14 protein-coding genes are annotated in these 18,146 nt (G+C 63.2%); 8 read left to right on the top strand and 6 right to left on the bottom strand.

What is annotated here, in order from left to right; translation table 11 throughout:
* Positions 1–27 precede the first annotated feature (27 nt).
* Positions 28–1,056: a flagellar biosynthetic protein FliO gene (locus tag NL154_RS10710; protein ID WP_434734025.1), complete on the top strand. Its 1,029-nt coding sequence runs from the start codon at positions 28–30 to the stop codon at positions 1,054–1,056.
* Positions 1,057–1,457: 401 nt separating this feature from the next.
* Entirely contained in the window at positions 1,458–2,093 is a 636-nt protein-coding gene (locus NL154_RS10715; RefSeq protein WP_221147622.1) for a DUF1062 domain-containing protein, read from the top strand.
* 91 nt (positions 2,094–2,184) lie between these two features.
* On the opposite strand, the gene dksA is transcribed toward NL154_RS10715, so the two are convergent.
* Positions 2,185–2,604 (bottom strand): RNA polymerase-binding protein DksA, encoded by a 420-nt coding sequence (gene dksA / locus NL154_RS10720; protein WP_008525884.1) that lies wholly within the window; start codon positions 2,602–2,604, stop codon positions 2,185–2,187.
* A 275-nt stretch (positions 2,605–2,879) separates the two neighbouring features.
* Between dksA and NL154_RS10725 the strand changes: the two genes are divergently transcribed.
* The 4 genes from NL154_RS10725 to NL154_RS10740 all read left to right on the top strand — a co-directional run bounded on the left by NL154_RS10725 (position 2,880) and on the right by NL154_RS10740 (position 6,762).
* Positions 2,880–3,374, top strand: a complete 495-nt coding sequence (locus NL154_RS10725) for a SixA phosphatase family protein (RefSeq protein ID WP_210631120.1) — start codon at positions 2,880–2,882, stop codon at positions 3,372–3,374.
* Positions 3,375–3,449: 75 nt separating this feature from the next.
* Positions 3,450–4,925, top strand: coding sequence for a YcjX family protein (locus NL154_RS10730; RefSeq protein WP_210631119.1), 1,476 nt, complete (start codon positions 3,450–3,452; stop codon positions 4,923–4,925).
* Positions 4,922–6,001 (top strand): YcjF family protein, encoded by a 1,080-nt coding sequence (locus NL154_RS10735; protein WP_210631118.1) that lies wholly within the window; start codon positions 4,922–4,924, stop codon positions 5,999–6,001. Before NL154_RS10730 ends, NL154_RS10735 begins: the two co-directional genes overlap by 4 nt.
* 209 nt (positions 6,002–6,210) lie before the next feature.
* The gene (locus NL154_RS10740) at positions 6,211–6,762 is read left to right on the top strand and encodes a hypothetical protein (RefSeq protein ID WP_011425593.1); all 552 of its coding nucleotides are present in this window, start codon (positions 6,211–6,213) and stop codon (positions 6,760–6,762) included.
* Positions 6,763–6,823: 61 nt separating this feature from the next.
* Here NL154_RS10740 and folK read toward each other — a convergent pair whose 3' ends face one another.
* From folK to folP, 3 genes are read right to left on the bottom strand one after another with little or no spacing between them, the layout of a single operon-like run.
* Complete coding sequence (folK, locus tag NL154_RS10745) at positions 6,824–7,342, bottom strand: 2-amino-4-hydroxy-6-hydroxymethyldihydropteridine diphosphokinase (RefSeq protein WP_210631618.1); 519 nt, start codon at positions 7,340–7,342, stop codon at positions 6,824–6,826.
* Entirely contained in the window at positions 7,335–7,700 is a 366-nt protein-coding gene (folB, locus tag NL154_RS10750) for a dihydroneopterin aldolase (RefSeq protein ID WP_008525873.1), read from the bottom strand. The genes folK and folB overlap by 8 nt, the downstream gene beginning before the upstream one ends.
* Positions 7,697–8,566, bottom strand: coding sequence for a dihydropteroate synthase (gene folP / locus NL154_RS10755; protein WP_210631117.1), 870 nt, complete (start codon positions 8,564–8,566; stop codon positions 7,697–7,699). The genes folB and folP overlap by 4 nt, the downstream gene beginning before the upstream one ends.
* 102 nt (positions 8,567–8,668) lie before the next feature.
* Between folP and NL154_RS10760 the strand changes: the two genes are divergently transcribed.
* Positions 8,669–9,295, top strand: coding sequence for a DUF922 domain-containing Zn-dependent protease (locus NL154_RS10760; protein WP_210631116.1), 627 nt, complete (start codon positions 8,669–8,671; stop codon positions 9,293–9,295).
* A gap of 357 nt (positions 9,296–9,652) precedes the next feature.
* On the opposite strand, the gene NL154_RS10765 is transcribed toward NL154_RS10760, so the two are convergent.
* Positions 9,653–9,973, bottom strand: a complete 321-nt coding sequence (locus tag NL154_RS10765) for a 2Fe-2S iron-sulfur cluster-binding protein (RefSeq protein WP_011425597.1) — start codon at positions 9,971–9,973, stop codon at positions 9,653–9,655.
* A 206-nt stretch (positions 9,974–10,179) separates the two neighbouring features.
* Entirely contained in the window at positions 10,180–10,563 is a 384-nt protein-coding gene (locus NL154_RS10770) for an Hpt domain-containing protein (protein ID WP_210631115.1), read from the bottom strand.
* 463 nt (positions 10,564–11,026) lie between these two features.
* On the opposite strand from NL154_RS10770, the gene NL154_RS10775 reads away from it, so the two are divergent.
* On the top strand, positions 11,027–18,133 hold the full coding sequence (locus NL154_RS10775; RefSeq protein ID WP_434734026.1) for a hypothetical protein: 7,107 nt from the start codon (positions 11,027–11,029) through the stop codon (positions 18,131–18,133).
* The last annotated feature ends 13 nt before the right edge of the window (positions 18,134–18,146 follow it).

Below are 18,146 nucleotides of genomic sequence, written 5' to 3' on the forward strand. Positions count from 1 at the left end.
GCCGAATGTGAAATGGAGTGAGTGACTATGTTCGATGATCTTGTCGCAGCCTATGGCAGCCGTTTCCTGCTTGCGGCCGGTGGCGTTGGCCTGGCGCTCCTCCTGCTCATTCTGGCACTCTGGCTGATGCGAGGCCGCGCCCCGTCGCCCTTTGTACGCGGCGGTCGCAACCGTCAGCCCCGCCTGCAGGTGCTGGACGCGGCAGCCGTCGACGCCCGCCGCCGGCTGGTGCTGGTGCGCCGAGATGATGTCGAGCATCTTATCATGATCGGTGGCCCGACCGATATCGTCATTGAAAGCCGGATCCTGCCGCAGACGACCGAGCAGCCGGAAAGCCTCTCACGCCCGGAGCCTGCCGCCGAGCGGCCGATTTCAGTCCCGCGGCCGGAAACACCGCCTGTTTCCGCCGCCCGTGCGCCGGTCACACCCCGCGCCGAGCCGGCCGCCGGCCCCCCCTTCGCTGCGCCCACCGCATCGGAGCCGCGGCCGCGCCCCGAACCATCGGCCGCGCCCACCATGCCGCCGCCGGTGGCCACCGGCCCTCTTCCGCCAGAACCGGCGACGGCACCTCTATCGACCGAACACGACCAATCCCTACGCGCTGTCCCGCCCCAAGCGCGCACCCCGGAGCGCCCCTCTGCTGCCGCCGGCGCGCAGCCGGCATCGTTCCGCGATACCGCAAGCGCCGCCGAAATCCTGGATGCCGCCCGCCAGCGCGTGCTGCCTCAGCAGCGCATCGAGCCCGAGGTCTCCGCCCCGGATATGCCGGCGCCGCGCGCCGCTGCCGCTACGGCCGAGGACGATGCGGCTGTGCAATCGGCAGCGGCGATCCGCCGTGATTTCCAACGGGTGCTGGAAGAGGAAATGTCAAACAATTTGACGGCCGAGCGCATCGTGCCGGCCCCGGCAAATCAGGGCCCTCGTCAGGCCGCGCCGCAGCCGGCCAACCAGCCGCGCCGTGATCCCGAACTTGCCCCCATCACCGGTGCCGATACCGAACTGCAGAAAGAAGTTGCCCGCATCTTCGGCGAAATGAGCGTCAATCGCGACAAGTAAGACAAACGCTTACATCCGGTTGCTGTCGCTCAGCCTTCGTCATGAAGTTGCATAAAAGCCGCAATGCTGCGGCTTTCACGTCACCGATGCCTCGGGGACTCCCTATCACGCTGATCATTTGCTATCGATCAGGCTGAAGAGCATTGGCGCATTCGAGGTAGACTTTGCCTAAGTAAATACCGGTCTCACCCCAGTTTTACCCGTATTGTCGCAAGCGACGCGCTGGCGGCATGCGAACATGTTCATCGGGTGGTGGCGAGAGACCGGTTTGGCATTGTTACAATGTGCCATGTGCTCCGCTGTCTCAGCTCTTCAGCCGCCCACGACATCGCCATACCGCGCCCGCAAGGGTTTTCTCATGCACCATCTTGGTGGACTTCCGAACGGAAGACCAAGACGATATGTGCAAGACACTTCGGGTCCGATGGACCATCACTCCCAAGACGGCGCCGCAGCCATGGATTGCCTGCGGCGGATGCGGGGGCCTCAGAGCTTTCCGATCCAGCGGCAAGATCCGGCTTAATGCAAACGGTCGCAAGCTCGACGCCTGGCTGATCTACAAATGCCTGATCTGCGAAAGGACATGGAACCGCCCGATCTTCGAACGCCGAAATATTCGAGACGTCGATCCGATGATTCTCGACGCGCTGCAGTCCAACGACCCGAGCTGGATTCGGGCGGAAACCTTCAATCTTGATGCGCTGCGGCGCAAGTCACAGCGTGTGGACGAGTTCGCCGAATTCGACATCACCAAGGAGATTCGGCACGAGACCACAGGCTGGACGAGCCTGGAAATCGAACTTACGGCCCCGTTTCCAGCAAGCATGCGCCTGGATCGGCTGCTGGCCAGCGAGTTGAAGATATCACGCTCCCGCCTGCAGGCTCTTCACGATCGGGGCCTCTGTCGAACAGAGCCCGAGCGGGCCGACATCATGCGGCGGCGGATCATGAATGGCACCCTCGTCACAATCGATCTCGCCACGGAGGCGGAGCGGGAACCATTCTGGAAAGCTCTGGCGACGGACGCTTTCCCGTAACCGCCTCTTCGACACATCGGGAGATGGCTCAACAAAAAGCGCCGCGATCGGATCGCGGCGCTGAATGTGTCTCATCTCTGCATGGGAATGGTCATTCGTCGCGGTAGACCTTTTCGCGACGTTCGTGGCGCTCCTGCGCCTCGATCGACAGCGTCGCGATCGGACGGGCGTCGAGACGCTTGAGACCGATCGGTTCGCCGGTTTCCTCGCAATAGCCGTAGGTGCCGTCTTCGATGCGCTGCAGCGCCGCGTCGATCTTGGAGATCAGTTTTCTCTGCCGATCGCGGGCGCGAAGTTCGATCGCCCTGTCGGTTTCCGACGACGCCCTGTCGGCGAGATCGGGATGGTTTGCGCTTTCCTCGGCCAGATGGTCGAGTGTTTCGCGCGCTTCTCTAAGGATATCGTTTTTCCAGGCGACCAGCTTTGCCCTGAAGTAGGCACGCTGGTTTACGTTCATGAATTCTTCCTCTTCCGAGGGAACGTAATTGCTAAGATCGATCTTCTCACTCAACGCGATTCTCCTGAAGAACATCTCATCTGGGCGGGTGTATATCCCAAGCGCTAGCCGCGATTCAAGCCAAATACGACAGCTAAACAGATTTTTAAATCTGTTACAATTTTTGGCTAAGGGACTATTTTCTCATGATTATTCGCGTTCGCAATTTTCGTCTCGTCTTCAAAACGCCTTGTGGTCGCCCACGTTTTGCGCCGTTGCGGCATGGCTGGCGGTTGACGGCGGATGATCGCAACCGCTACTGAAAAGACCCGCCGATCCCGGATTTACCCATGACCGTACCCCTGCCTCCGCCCAATCGCATCTATCTCCTGCGTCACGCCGAGGCCGCCTGGGCCGAACCCGGACAGCGCGATTTCGACCGCCCGCTCAACGAAAAAGGCTACGGCGATGCCGAGGTTATCGCCGACAAAGCCGCCGCCAAGGGCTACCGTCCCGATCTTCTGATCAGTTCGACGGCGCTTCGCTGCCGCGACACCGCCGACGCCGTCCATCGGGCAATGGGTTTGACACTCGACGTGAGTTACATCGACGCGCTCTACAACGCCACGGTCGATACCTATGTCGAAATCGTCGATGCGCAGGATAATGCCGCCGTCATGCTGGTCGGCCACAACCCGACGATCGAGCAGGCGCTCGAGGCGCTGATCGGCCGCGAGGCCATGGTAAACGCCCTTCCCGCCGGCTTTCCAACGGCAGGTCTTGCCGTTGTCGATTTCGATGCTTCCGCCAGCGGCTGGCGCCTGATCGATTTTCTCGTCGTCTGAAGTCTTTCGCTCCGCTTCTTTTTCGGGCGGTGCAGTCTTCCTATATTGCCGGCAGTCATCAACCGGAATTGCGCCTTGCCGCCACGCCTGACATCCCTCGCCGACGACGCCCGCATCGCGTTTGATAATCTCGCCGACAGGGCAAGCGGCCTCGTCAATCCGACCGTGCGGCTCGGCGTCACCGGCCTCTCCCGCTCCGGTAAGACGGTCTTCATCTCCTCGCTTGTCCACAATCTCCTGCATGGCGGCCGGCTGCCGCTGTTCGAGCCGGTGCAGTCGGGACGCGTTTCGGCCGTGCGGCTGGAGCCTCAGCCCGATGATGCCGTGCCCCGTTTCCAATATGAGGATCATATCCGGGCGCTGGTGAAGGACCGCGTCTGGCCGGATTCCACGCGCGCCATTTCCGAACTGCGCATTACGGTCGATTATCAGAGCGCCAGCGGGTGGAACCGCCTGTTCTCGCCTGGCAGGCTGTCAATCGATATCGTCGATTATCCAGGCGAATGGTTGCTCGACCTGCCGCTGCTCGGCAAGGATTACCGCACGTTCAGCGAGGAAACGATTGCGCTTGCGCAAAACGGCGTGCGCTCCGAACTGTCGCGGGAATGGTTGGCTCTGACACGTGCCGCCGATATAAATGCCGGCGCCGACGAGATGGCAGCCCGCGCGCTTGCCACCGCCTTTGCCGATTACCTCAAGGCCTGCAAGGCCGACGAACGCTCACTCTCCACTTTGCCGCCCGGGCGTCTGCTTCTGCCCGGCGATCTCGACGGCTCGCCGGCACTGACTTTCGCCCCGCTCGTCCTGCCGCCGGGCGCGCGTCCCCATCGCGGCTCGCTCTGGACGATGATGGAGCGGCGTTACGAGGCCTATAAATCCGTGGTCGTCAAACCGTTCTTCCGCGAGCATTTCGCCCGGCTCGACCGGCAGATCGTGCTGGTCGACGCGCTGCAGGCCATGAACCGCGGCCCCGAAGCCGTCCAGGATCTGGAGCGCGCGCTGACCGACGTGCTCGCCTGCTTCCGCCCCGGCACCAACTCGCTGCTCTCGTCGCTGCTGGGGCGCCGTATCGACCGTGTGCTGGTCGCCGCCACCAAGGCCGACCATCTCCATCATGAGAGCCATGATCGGCTCGATGCGCTGACCCGCCGCCTCGTCGATCGCGCCATCGCCCGCATCGGCATGGCCGGAGCCGGAATCGACGTGATGGCGCTCGCTTCCGTGCGCGCCACGCGCGAGGCATCGGTCAAACGCGACGGCCATGAACTGCCTGTCATCGTCGGCACGCCGATGGAGGGTGAAACCATTGCCGGCGAGCGATTCGACGGCCAGAAAAAGACCGCGATCTTCCCCGGAGACCTGCCGCTGGATCCGGAAAGCCTGTTCGACCGCATCGCTTCCGGCGAGACCGCCGATACCCTGCCCGACGTTAACGTCGTCCGATTCCGCCCGCCGCATCTCGAGGAGACCGGCGGCGGCATCAAGCTGTCGGTGCCGCATATCCGCCTTGACCGCGCCATGCAGTTCCTGTTCGGAGACCGTCTCGCATGAGTAAGCCCCCCTCCGATTTGCCGCAACGGCCACCCGCCGCCTTCGCCTATGAGGATGAGGCTGCCGTGCCGCGCGACAATGGTCGGCAACAGCAAGGCCGACGCAGACCGGAAAGCTTCTCGGAAGACATCGTCTTGACGCCTGACGAGGAGGATCCCTTCATCAATCCCGACAGGGATGCGAGCGCAGTGCCGGTGGCGACGCCACGCAAGCGGCGCACCTCCTTCGGCAAGATCGCACTAGGCGCCTTCGGGATCCTGCTATCGCTCGGCATCGGCCTCTGGACCGACCGGCTGATCCGCAATCTCTTCACCCGCGCCGACTGGCTGGGTTATGCAGCTCTTGGCGTGCTGGCGATCGGCATTCTCGCCGTTCTTGCCCTCGTCATCCGCGAGACCGCGGGCATGATGCGCCTTGCCGCTGTTCAAGCGATCAAGGCGGAAGCAGAGGCGGCGATCCTCGAAACACGGCCGGCGAAAGCGCGCGCCGTCGTTGCGCGCCTCACCACGCTTCTTGCGGCCAGCCCCGAGACATCGAAGGGCCGCGCGACGCTGAAGGCGACCGAGGGCGAGGTCATCGACCCCCCGCATCTGATCGCCTTGGCCGAACGCGAACTCCTGGCCCCACTCGACCGCAAAGCGCGGGCGCTCATCGTCAACGCCTCCAAGCGCGTCTCGATCGTTACCGCCGTCAGCCCGCGCGCGATCGTCGATCTGCTTTATGTGCTCTACGAGTCCGTGCGCCTCATCCGCGCCATGGCCGAGCTTTACGGAGGCCGCCCCGGCACGCTCGGCATGTGCCGCCTCCTGCGTGACGTGCTGGCCCATCTCGCCGTCACCGGCTCGATCGCTGTCGGCGACAGTCTCGTCCAGCAGGTGCTCGGCCATGGGCTGGCCTCGAAGCTATCGGCTCGACTCGGCGAAGGCGTGATCAACGGCCTGATGACCGCTCGCATCGGAATCGCGGCGATGGATCTCTGTCGCCCGCTTGCCTTTCGTGCGGTGAAGCGACCGGGAATCGGCGATTTTATCGGCGACCTCACACCTTCAATGTCGCCGCGCGGCAACAATCCTTAAGCGACGAGGCGATTCCGCAGCTCTCACCTTCCCGTAGGTGAAGTTGGCGAAGTTAAGCAGATTCAACACTGTAGCCGCCGGATCCTAAAATCCGCGCGGCACGACAGAAATCCAATCACTCGCATTTCGGCACAATCGAAAGGAAGGATTAACCATTCTTCGGCAAAACTTGGCACCAGTTCGTGAGTGGTGTTTGCCAAGGAAAATCCATGTATTCGCGCCAGTTTCTCTTCTTATGCGGCCTCGCCGCCGCGGCATTGTCTCCTGTCGCAGACGTCGCTCCGGCAGCCACTGCCGCAACCCGCGACAAGGCCTTCTTCGAATCCGTCACCGGCTCCTGGAAGGGCCCGGGCGAGATCGTCGCCGGCAAGTACAAGGGCACGAAATTCACCTGCAACCTGACCGGTGAACCCACCGGCGACAGCACTGCCGGCATCAAGCTCGATGGAACCTGCCGCGTCGGCGTCTTCAAGCAGCCGATGAGCGCCGTCATCTCGCAGTCGGGCTCCACCTACAAGGGCAAGTTCCTCGACGGCGCCGCCGGCAAGGGTCTTGACGTCGTCTCCGGCGCCGTCACCGAGGATACGGTCGTGGTCGGCATTAACCGCGCCAAGCTGAATGGCGCGATGATCGCCCGCGTGCGTGACGACAAGACGATGAACGTTACCGTGTCGGTCAAGGTCGAAAGCCAGATGATCCCGGTTATCGGCCTGACATTGACTCGTCAGGTCGACGAAATGGCCGTCGGCTCCATCCAGTAGACCGACTGGATTACGGGTTTTCCTGAAGCGGCGGGTTTCCCGCCGTTCGCGTTTCAGAGCCTCAGGCGCTGCGCCACCAGTCGCCGCTATCATCGGCGACCTCGATGCCGGCCACATCGGCCTCCTGCAGCCACTCACTGACTGTCCTGCCCTTGACGAGAAGGCCTGGGGCGATATCGGCAAGCGGCATCAGGACGAAACCGCGGTCGGTCATACGGGGATGCGGCAGCTCCAGCCGCGGCGCCTGCTGGACGACATTGCCATAGGTCAGCACGTCGATATCGAGCGTGCGCGGTCCCCAGCGCTCGATACGCTCGCGTTTCATCTCACGCTCTATCGAAAGACAGACATCGAGCAACGCCTCCGGAGGGAGCCGGGTTTCGACGGCTGCGCAGGCGTTGAAGAAGAACGATTGGTCCGTTTTGCCCCAAGGCGGCGTGCGATAGAGCCGCGATACGGCGGTGACACGACAGTCGTCGCGCCCGTCCAGCCTCTGCAGCGCCGCGGCCATCGCCTTTACCGGATCGCCGATATTGCCGCCGAGGCCGAGTGTGGCCGATTGTGATTCAGCCTCAGGCAAAATGTTCAACACTCACCTGCACGAAATCGAGCACGCCTGGCACTGGCGCATTCGGCTTGCGCACCGTGATCTTCGCCCGGCGCACCTGCGGGAATGTCTGACAGAGGCCCTTGGCGATATCGAGCGCCAGGGCTTCGATGAGGTAGCGTCGCTTGCCAGTGACGATCTCCTCGATCACCGTGAAGGCAATGCCGTAATTGACGGTGTCGTTGATCGAATCGCTTTCCAGCGCTTCGCCGGCAACCACATCGAGCTCGGCGTCGACGAAGAAGCGCTGGCCGAGGAATTCCTCCTCGTCATGCACGCCGTGGCGCGCGAAGAAGGCGCAGTTCTGCAGCGTGATCGTGTAGGTGGTCATGTCGGCCGCTTCCTCTCGAATTCCTGGCGCGCATTGAGCATAGCATCGGCGACAGCAAGCGCATCCCTGTTGATTGCGACATTGTGCACCCGGAAAACCGCAGCCCCCTGAAGCCTGAGCAGCGCGCTTGATGCGGCTGTCGCCACATCCCTCTCCAGCGCCTCGCGCCCCGTCACCGCGCCAAGGAAGCGCTTGCGTGACGTGCCGGCAAGCAGCGGCAGGCCGAAGCGCGACAGTTCGGAAAACCGCGCCATCAGCTCCAGGTTCTCCTCAGCCATCTCCTTGGCGAAGCCGAAACCCGGATCGAGCACGATCTGGTCGATGTTGACTCCGGCCGCGGCGGCGATCGCCAGCGACCGTTCGAGGAAATGCGCCTGGTCCGCGATCACATCGGCAAGTTTAACCCTGTCACGGCCGGTATGCATGATGCAGAGCCCCGCGCCGGTGGCCGCGGCCACATCCGCAATACCTGCATCTTTCTGCAGTCCGAAGACGTCGTTGACGATATGGGCGCCGGCGCCGACGGCAAGCCGCGCCGTCTCGGCACGATAGGTATCGATCGAGATCAGCGCCTCGGTGCGACCGCGCAGCGCCTCGATGACGGGCAACACCCGCGCCTGCTCTTCCGAAGGGCTGACCGACAACGCACCAGGCCGGGTCGATTCGCCACCGATGTCAATGATCGCAGCACCATCGCTGACCGCCTGCAATGCATGTTCGACGGCGGCATCGACGGTTTCAAAACGTCCGCCGTCGGAGAAGGAGTCCGGCGTAACATTGATGATCGCCATGATCGCCGAACGACCGCCGAGTTCGATTTCCCGGCCATGGCCGACACGCCAGAAACTGCCTTCGAGCCCTGTCACCAGACTTGTCCTATTGATGACGAAAAAAGCCGCCATCCGATATTGCGCTTACGGTGGCTATGCCCCAAGCTCCTGCCGATTTCAACATGGGTTGCGTTCAGAATGCCGCTTGCAATGCGTTATATGTGCCTTCCTGTCGCCTTTTCCATTGCTCTTTCCGTCAGCAGTCCAGCGGCAGCCGAAGTGATCGCATCGAAAAGTTATTCCTATTTCGACATCCGCGGCAAAACCGCCGATGAGCTCGACCGGGAGCTCAGCCGGCGCGGCCCGACGGCGAGCGGTTCGTCGGCACGCCATCCCGGCGCCACCAAGATACGCTTCGGCGGCGAGGCCACCTATATCCAGGATAATGGCCGATGCCGCGTCGGCAATGTCAAGGTCACCGTTCACACCCAGGTCATACTGCCGCGCTGGAACAGCCGCAGAGGCGCCAGCAAGGAGCTGTCGATGATATGGGACGCACTGTCGAGCGACATCAAGCGCCATGAGGAGCGTCATGCCGAAATCGCCAGAGACCAGGCCCGCGCCATGGAGCGCGCCATCCGCGCATTGCCGCAGCAGCGCAACTGCGAGGCCATGCAGGAGCTCGTCTCCAACGAATCAACTCGCGGCATAGAGGAGCACGATCGGCTGCAGGCGCGATTCGACCGGGTTGAGGCGGTCAACTTCCAGAAGCGCATGCTGAGATTGCTGAAAAATCGAATCAATGGTCGAGCCGGCGGAAATTAAGGCCTTTTCGAGCTGGTGACGAGCGGAAAAACTTAGCTGCGCAACGAAACTTGTGCGAAACTTACCCCTTCCCCAGCGTTTTAATGGTCATTTTTCATTCTGGCAGACTCAACCGGAACGCGTTAATATGAACACATTCGAAAGTTCAGGTACGGCATCTGGACTTTCCTCGTTGGGTTCTCCTGGCGCGTTCCGAAGCCGCGGATGTTCCTCCCTCATCCGTTGGTAATGCGCCCGCCTCGCCTCGCTCGCACCAGCGCGCGAGGCGTCTTTTTTGTGGTGATGATGTCGGATATTCGCCTCCGAAAATCGATTCCGATTTTCGGGCCGATGCGCTGGCGCGAAACGCAGAGCGCCTCAGGCCTGGCGTTCGGGCACGTGCACGACGAGCCCGTCATAAGCGGCCTTCATCCGGATCTGACAGGAGAGCCGCGAGGTCGGGCGCACGTCGAAGGCGAAGTCGAGCATATCCTCTTCCATCGCTTCCGGCTGGCCGACCTTTTCCGTCCATTCCTCGTCGACATAGACGTGACAGGTGGCGCAGGCGCAGGCGCCGCCGCATTCGGCCTCGATGCCGGGCACCGAATTGCGCACGGCATTCTCCATCACGGTGGAGCCTTGGTCGACGTCGAGGTCGAAGCGCGTGCCGTCGAAGGCGACGATGGTAAGTTTGGGCATCAGGACTATTTCCGGTCTTCAAATGGGTGGGCGGAGTTTCTTCCGACAATTCGACGCGTCAGTCAACATTCGGAAATCCGCCCTAACCTCGCAGATCCGGCCCTCGCCCGCCGTCTTCAAAGCGTCATCTGGGGCGTCGCAAAAAGACCCGTGGTTCCGCAATGAAACAACGGGCCTCGTTCGATCAACGAAAGAAAAGTTGGAGGTCAGCCGCGGCAGAGCTTGAGAATGAAATTCTCGGCATCGAGAACGGCAGCGCCGAGCGCCGCCATCGCGCTGGCATCGCCGCCGGTCTCCTCGACGACTTCAGCCGTCTGCGACACGTGGAATGCGCCGACCGAACTCGCCGCACCTTTCAGCCGATGCGCGGCCGCGCCGACACGCACGGTCTCACCGCTCGCCATATCCTGGAGGCACGCCCGCGCCTGGCGCGCAAACATCTGAAGGACTTCGATTTCCAGAGACTTGTCGCCCATCGTCTGCTTTGCGAGATGGACGAGATCGATCGGCCGGACCTTCGAGGGGCACGGCCCCTTTGCATTATCAGGCGCCTCGAATACGATCTTCAATGCTGCCAGCTGGGCCGCCATTTGCCATTTCTCCCGTCTCAGGTCGTCCGCACTTGCTACAGTTCTGCGTCGGGAGGGTGGCCATCGCGTTAAATTCCGGCACATCGGGCGCGAAAATCTCACCATATGGTTAACATCCGTTAAATATCACTAAATTATTGGTTTTTAAGCAGGGCCTCGGATTCAAAGGTGTTAACAACGGGTTAACGAGCCATGAATCTCAAGCCTTCATTAATTGTGTGCAGAGCCCAGATGTGTCACTACGATACTGGTGGAGCGGGTTTATGGCACGCGCCTTTGCCGAGTGAGTGGATAATGGTAGTGTTTTGATACCTTCCGTTTGAAAAAGCGGCTATCTACTCTGAAATGACATGCTTATCCGTCCGCGGTTGGGATGGAGGGCCGCAACGGCAAAGTTGTTCCCGGGCAGGCGGAAGCCGGGGGTGCGCTGCCGGGCCGGCCGACAGTAACGAGGCGTAACCGAATGGCGAATAACAAATATAATGAGTCGATCGAGGACAAGGCGTTCAAGGCATTGGACGAGGCGCTCCAGATCGACTTTGGCAAGGACAATGTGCCGTCTCGCCACGGCGACGCGCCCCAGGCGCCGGAGGGTAATGTGTCTGATCCATCGAATGCGCGCAATCAGCAGGCCCAGGAAGAAGCGCGGCGCCGCAGCCGCCGCGGCGCCGGGGCCGAGCAGGCTTCCAGGGCTTCGGCCTTCGCGCCCGCCAATGATGCCAGCCGCAATACGCCCGCCTCGATCCTGAAATCCTTCGACGGCGCTTCCAGCCGCTCGGCCATGCGCACCGCTACCCTGTTTTCCGTGCTTTGGGTCATGGCGGGCCTCGGCCTGATGTCGCTGCTTTATGCGCCGCAGATCTGGCAGATCCGCTCGATCGCCGATCTCGTCGCCCTGCCCGGCGTCATTGCCGGCCTGGTCGGCATCATCATTCCGGTGATGTTGTTCTATGCTTTCGCCATCATGATCTCCCGCGCCCAGGACATGCGCAACGCCGCCCGCTCCATGGCAGAGGTGGCATTGCGCCTGGCGGAGCCGGAAACAATCGCCTCCGAACGCATCATGACCGTTGGCCAGGCGGTGCGCCGCGAGGTCTCGGCCATGAACGAAGGCATCGAGCGCACCATCGCGCGCGCTTCCGAGCTGGAAACGCTGGTCCATTCCGAAGTCAACGCGCTGGAACGCTCCTATGCGGACAACGAGCTGCGCGTGCGCGGTCTTGTCCATGAACTCGGCTCGGAGCGGGAGGCGATCGTCAATCATGCCGATCGCATCCGCACCTCGATCGGCAGCGTCCACGACCAGCTGAAGGAAGAACTGTCGCTGGCGACCGAAGAGATCGCCGTGCGGCTCGCCACATCGGGTGAAGCCTTTGCCTCGCTGATCGACACGCGCGCAGCGACGATCCTGGAAAAATCGGACAGCGCCCTGCAGTCGATGGGCAGCCTGCTTGCCGCCAAGACCGACAGCCTCCTCCAGACACTGAACGCCTCCGGTTTTGCGCTCGCCACCGAATTCGATAACCGCCTCGAGGCGCTCTCCGTCAACCTCAACGAACACGGCGAAAGACTGCTCAGCCAGTTCGAGACGCGCGCCTCGACCATGGACAGCAGCACCGAGAAGCTGAACGCGGCGCTGAACGAGCGCACGCATCAGCTGAACGAGATCCTGATCGCCCGCACCCGCGAGATCAACGAGAGCCTGACATCGGGCGAACGCACCATCGGCGGGACGCTGGACGACGTGCTGTCCAAGCTGAACAGCGCGCTCGATGAGAAGGGCGCAAGCTTCCGCCAGAGCCTGCAGAGCACCGCCGACGACGCCGTCATGGATCTCGACCTGCGCTCGGGCTTCTTCGAAGAACGCCTGCAGACGACCGTTGCCCAGCTGTCGACCGCCTTCGACGAGCGTGTCGCCGAATTCACCAGCGCTTTCGACAAGCGCACCGGCTCGCTCGACACCAAGCTGATGGAGAGCCTTGCCCGCATCAACGAAACCCTGACCGGCGGTTCGGATTCGATCGAGGGCATTTTGACTTCCAGCATCGACCGGCTCGGCTCCTCGATGACCGACCAGTCGCTGGCGCTCGCGACTGCGCTCGCAACCGGTCATGAAGTGCTGGAGAGCACGCTCAACAGCCGCACGGAAGAAATCACCACCGCACTCACCAGCCGCACCGGCGAGCTGACCTCGGCGCTGCAGAGCGCCACGTCGGACATCGCGCTGGCGCTTGCATCAGGCACCTCCGATCTGCAGAACAATCTTCAGGCCCGCTCGGCCGAATTCCGCGATACGCTGCGCACAACCACTACCGATTTGACCGCCGCCGTTGCCGCCGGCACCGAGCAGGTCACGACGGCCTTCGGCGGCCGCGCAGAGGAACTCACCAGCGTATTGACAGCGCGCGCAGCAGAAATCCGGGACGCGGTTGGCACAGCCCATGAGCGTATTGACAGCGTCATGTCGGAGCGCGGCGGAGCGCTGATCGACGCGCTAACCACCCATCACGGCCGCTTCGAGGAAGCGCTGACGACCCGCTCCGACGCTATCATCAACGCCGTTTCCGGCACCCATGACCGTCTTGCGGAAACGCTTGACGAAAAGGCGATGGCACTTGCCATTTCCCTGAACGAGAGCCAGGCCCGCATCGAGGATACGCTCGAAACCCGCTCCGAGGCGCTGCTCACCGCCGTTTCCGGCACCCATGACCGCCTCTCCGAAACCCTTGATGAAAAGGCGATGGCGCTCGCCATCTCCTTGAACGAAAGCCAGAGCCGCATCGAAGACACGCTGGAGACCCGTTCCGCGGCTTTCCTCAACGCCGTCTCAGGCACGCATGATCGGCTGTCGGAAACGCTGGATACCAAGGCAGCAGCCCTGACGGCTTCGCTCGACGAGCGCCATGCCCGCATCGAAGACGCGCTTGGAACCCGCGCCGAAGCATTGTTGAACAGTGTGTCCGGCACGAGCGACCGGCTTGCCGAAACCCTTGATGAAAAGGCGATGGCGCTTGCCATTTCCTTGAACGAGAGCCAGACCCGCATCGAGCAAACACTCGCAACCGGTTCGGCGGGCCTGCTGAACGCCGTTTCCGGCACTCATGACCTGTTTGCCGAGACGCTGGAAGGTAAGGCGGCAGCTTTTGCCAACTCGCTGAGCGAGACCCAGTCACGCATCGAAAATACGCTCCAAAGCCGCTCCGCGGCCCTGCTGGATGCTGTATCCGGCACTCATGACCGCCTCGCCGAGACGCTCGACGAAAAGGCGATGGCGCTTGCCATGTCACTGACCGAAGGCCAGGCCCGCATCGAGGACACGCTGCAGACCCGGTCGGCAGCGCTGCTGAATGCAGTCTCCGGCACCCATGATCGCCTGTCGGAAACGCTGGACGAGAAAGCGATGGCGCTCGCAATCTCGCTCAATGAGAATCAGACGCGGATCGAAGACACGCTGGCAGCCCGCTCCGAAGCTTTCCTCAAGGCCGTCTCCGGTACGCATGAGCGCATCGCCGAAACCCTTGACGAGAAGGCATCGGCACTGACCGCCTCCTTGAACGAAGGCCAGAGCCGCCTGCAGGACACGCTGGAGAGCCGCTCGGAATCCTTCCTCAATGCGGTTTCCACCACCCATGACCGCCTGTCCGAGACGCTCGACGATCGGGCGATGGCCCTTGCCATATCGCTGAACGAGAGCCAGAGCCGTCTCGAGGAGACGCTGACATCAGGCGCCGATGCGATCACCAATGCGGTCTCCGGCACACATGAACGCCTGAATGGCGTGCTCGACCAGAAGGCCAGCGCGTTGGCCGCCTCGCTGAACGAAGGGCAGGTCCGCCTCGAGGAAGCCCTGGGACATCGCGCAGCCGCGCTTGTCGGTGCCGTAACGGCAAGCCATGACCGGCTCACAGATAGGCTCGACGAAAAGACCATGGCGCTCGCCATTTCGCTCGATGACAACCAGAGCCGATTCGACAGCGCCCTCGAAGCCCGCAGCAATGCGATCATGGAGGCCGTCACCAGTGCCGAGGCCCGTGTTGCCGGCGCGTTTGCCGACAAGACGGATGCCATCCACAACGCCTATGCCGACAATCAGCGGCGGCTTGAATCGGCGCTCTCCGAGCACAGCGCGGCTCTTTCGGGCATTCTCGATGCGGGCGGCGCCCGATTTGAGGATCTCGTCGGCGGCTTGACCGGCCGCATCGAGGGCCGCCTCAGCGACGCCCATGCGCGGCTTGGGGGTCTGGCCGAGGAGGCCGCGGCACGCATCGAAGGCGGACTTGCTTCCGCCCATGAGCGGATCCGCACGACGCTCGAGGACCGCGGCAATGCCATCGAGCTGTCGCTGAGCCAGGCGCATGCGCAGATCAGCGATACACTCACCGAACAGGCGACCAACATCGGCACTTCGGTGGCGACGAGCGTCAGCATGCTCGAAATGTCGCTGGAAGACCGAGAAGCCTCGATCCGCCAGGCGATCGATGCCGGCGCCCAGACGCTGGAAGATCGCATGCGCGCCGGCGCCGGCCAGATCGCCGGCCGCTTCCAGGAGGCGGCGAACACGATCTCGAGCTCCGCACAGAACCTCTCCGCCCATCTCGACAAGTCGGTCGAGAACCTTGCTGGACGCCTTGAAGAAACCGGTTCTCGCATGGAATCCGGCCTTACAGCGATAGAGACCCGCATCCGCGACGGCGTCGGCGGCGTTGCCGAAAAGATCGAAGCCGCCAGCAGCCAGCTCTCCGGCGTGCTTGCCAACGGCATTTCCCGACTTGGCGCACTCGGTGATGACGCCACTCAACGCATCTCGACGACGCTCGAAGGCAGCGCCGCCAATCTTACGCAGGCAATCGACAGCCGCACGGCCAGTCTGGCCGAGACGCTGGACAGCCGCACGACCACACTTGCAGGCGCCATCGAGGGCCGCACGGCAAGTCTCGGCGAAACCCTTGACCGCGGCAACGAACGCATCGAGGAACGCCTGTCCACCATGGATCGCGCCTTGACCGTCGGCCTCGAAGCCGTCAACCGCACCATCGAGGGCAAGGCCGCCGGCCTCGCCTCGACGTTGCGCAGCGCGGTGGCCGAAGCAGCCCAGGGAATGGAAGGCGAAGCGACGAGAACGACGGAACTGCTTGGCAAGACCGGCCAGCAGTTCGCCGAGGATCTCAATGCGAAAAGCGACGAATTCACCCGCACCATGGATGAGCGCTCGTCGCAGATCGTCACGCGGGTTGCCGAAGCGCAGAACCGCCTGGCAACTCAGGCCGCTGCCGTCGCCCAGACCTTCTCGGAAGCCGGCAATGCAATCGTCAACAAGGTCGCCGAGGCCGAGACGGTTGTCGGCACCCAGGTCAATGCCATTTCCAAGGCCCTGTCGGATGCCGGCCAGTCGCTCGAGGCACGCGGCAATGCCATCCGCACGACCCTGTCCGGGGCCGGCAGCGAGATTTCCGCCACCATGGCGGATGTCGAGCGGGCGCTCGAAGCCCGCAGCAGCGCCATTCGCTCCAATCTCGAGGAGCGCGTCCGCGAGATCGATACTTCCCTCTCCGACGTCGACCGGGCGCTCGAAGCGCGTGGCAACTCGATCCGCTCGACGCTTGAGGAACGCACCCGCGACCTCAACTCGATGCTATCAGGCCGCTCTGTCGAATTGACCCGCATTCTCGACGAAACCGCCCGCCCGATCATCGATCGCTACACCGATGCCGGCGAGCAAGCCGCTGCCCGCATTACCGCCGCAGCCAATCTCAGTGCCGACCGCCTGCGCGCCGAGAACGAAGCGCTCGCCAGCGCCGTTGCCGCCCGCACCGAGAATGTCGCCAACGCCGTCAGCGCCATCGAGAACAGCCTGGTCGGCAACGTCAACGGCCTGGTTCAGCGCATGTCGGAAAGCAGCGCGGCGATGGCGATGATGATGAACCGCGCCGCCGAACAGTTGACGAGCGTCGACGGGCGTCTCGGCGAAACCACGACCCGCTTTGCCGACTCCGCCACCAAGGCTGCCGAAATGGTCAATGCCTCGACCAGGCTTCTCGAAGGCAAGGTCGACCGCCTATCCGACATATCTGGCCAGACGCTGGCCCAGGTCGGCAGCATCATCGGCCGCTTCGACGAACACTCCAAGGTTCTGACTCAGGCCTCACAGCTTCTGGGTGCTGCCCAATCCAACCTCGCCTCGACGCTCGAGGAGCGCGAAGGTGCGCTGCAGGCCCTCTCCGTCAGCCTGGTCCAGCGCTCCGACGAGATCGAAAAGACCATGCGCGGCCTCGGCGGCATGATTGAAACCGTGTTTGAGCGGGCCGAGCAGCGCTCCAACCAGGTCACCGGCAATCTGCGCCAGGGCGTGCAGTCGTCCTTCGCCGATATCGGCCGCGTTCTGACGGAAACCGAGAAGCGCGCACAGGAGGCCGCCGAGACGATGCGCGAGGCGATCACCCGCGCCGGCGACGAGGCCAATACGACGATCGACAGCACCTTCGCCAACGTCGAGCGCCGTTCCGGTGATCTCTCCAACCGTATTCGCGGCGGCCTCACCGCCTCGCTGTCGGAAGTCGAGCGCATGCTCGGCGAAGCCGGCCGCGCCTCCGACGGTGCCGCCCAGCACATGCGGGAATCGCTGCGCGAGGCGATCGAGGATGCCGTCGGCCGCTTCTCCGGCGCCACCGAGGACATCCGCCGCTCCGCTGCCGACATCCGCAACGAGCTCGACGCCACCCGCGCCGAACTGAAGCGCGGCGCCTTCGACCTGCCCGAGGAAGCCAAGGAAAGCGCCTCGGCCATGCGCCGCGCCGTCGCCGAACAGATCAAGGCCCTGCAGGATATCTCGCAGCTTGTCGGCCGCTCCAGCCAGCAGCTGGAAATCTCCGAGCCTGCCGCCCGCTCGCTTGCCCAGGCGCAGCCGGCTCCGCGCCCGACTCCGCCGGTCGCAGCTCAGCCGCCGCAGCCGTCAGCGCCTGCGCCGATCGAAGCGGCGGGTCTGCGCGGTACGATTGCGCCGTCCGCTCCGGCCGCCGCTCCTCAGCGGGCCGCTCAGCAGCCAGCTCCCACTCGCCAGGAATTGGGCCGCCAGGAACCGGCCCGGGAAAGTGGCGGCTGGATCAGCGATCTTCTGCGGGGCGCATCCCGTGAAGAGGCCGCGGACCAAGCGCCGACCCGTGCTCCCGCCCGCCCGGCGGAAACCGCCGCACCGGCCGCACGCAGCAACGACAGCCGCAATCCGCGCCATGTCGTGGAATCGCTGAATTCGCTCTCCGTCGATATCGCCCGGGCCATCGATCACGATGCGTCGGTCGATCTCTGGCGCCGCTACCAGCGCGGTGAGCGCGACGTCTTCACCCGCCGCCTCTACACGCTGAAGGGCCAGCAGACCTTCGACGAGATCAAGCGCAAATACGACCGCGAACCGGAATTCCGCACCGCTGTCGACCGCTATATCGGCGATTTCGAAAAGCTGCTCGCCGACGTCGCCGGAACCGACCCGAACCAGACAGTCACACAGTCCTATCTGACCTCGGATACGGGGAAGGTTTACACCATGCTCGCCCATGCAGCGGGCAGGCTGAGATAGAGTCTGGCCGATA

It is taken from the genome of Rhizobium sp. YTUHZ044, from assembly GCF_051123975.1.
In the GTDB taxonomy this organism is placed as follows: domain Bacteria; phylum Pseudomonadota; class Alphaproteobacteria; order Rhizobiales; family Rhizobiaceae; genus Rhizobium.

Bases quoted from the DNA above. Each gene is read 5' to 3' on its own strand.
- NL154_RS10710 (WP_434734025.1), top strand. From the start codon at position 28: ATGTTCGATGATCTTGTCGCAGCCTATGGCAGCCGTTTCCTGCTTGCG.
- NL154_RS10715 (WP_221147622.1), top strand. From the start codon at position 1,458: ATGTGCAAGACACTTCGGGTCCGATGGACCATCACTCCCAAGACGGCG.
- NL154_RS10725 (WP_210631120.1), top strand. From the start codon at position 2,880: ATGACCGTACCCCTGCCTCCGCCCAATCGCATCTATCTCCTGCGTCAC.
- NL154_RS10735 (WP_210631118.1), top strand. From the start codon at position 4,922: ATGAGTAAGCCCCCCTCCGATTTGCCGCAACGGCCACCCGCCGCCTTC.
- NL154_RS10740 (WP_011425593.1), top strand. From the start codon at position 6,211: ATGTATTCGCGCCAGTTTCTCTTCTTATGCGGCCTCGCCGCCGCGGCA.
- folB (WP_008525873.1), bottom strand. From the start codon at position 7,700: ATGACCACCTACACGATCACGCTGCAGAACTGCGCCTTCTTCGCGCGC.
- NL154_RS10760 (WP_210631116.1), top strand. From the start codon at position 8,669: ATGCCGCTTGCAATGCGTTATATGTGCCTTCCTGTCGCCTTTTCCATT.
- NL154_RS10765 (WP_011425597.1), bottom strand. From the start codon at position 9,973: ATGCCCAAACTTACCATCGTCGCCTTCGACGGCACGCGCTTCGACCTC.
- NL154_RS10770 (WP_210631115.1), bottom strand. From the start codon at position 10,563: ATGGCGGCCCAGCTGGCAGCATTGAAGATCGTATTCGAGGCGCCTGAT.
- NL154_RS10775 (WP_434734026.1), top strand. From the start codon at position 11,027: ATGGCGAATAACAAATATAATGAGTCGATCGAGGACAAGGCGTTCAAG.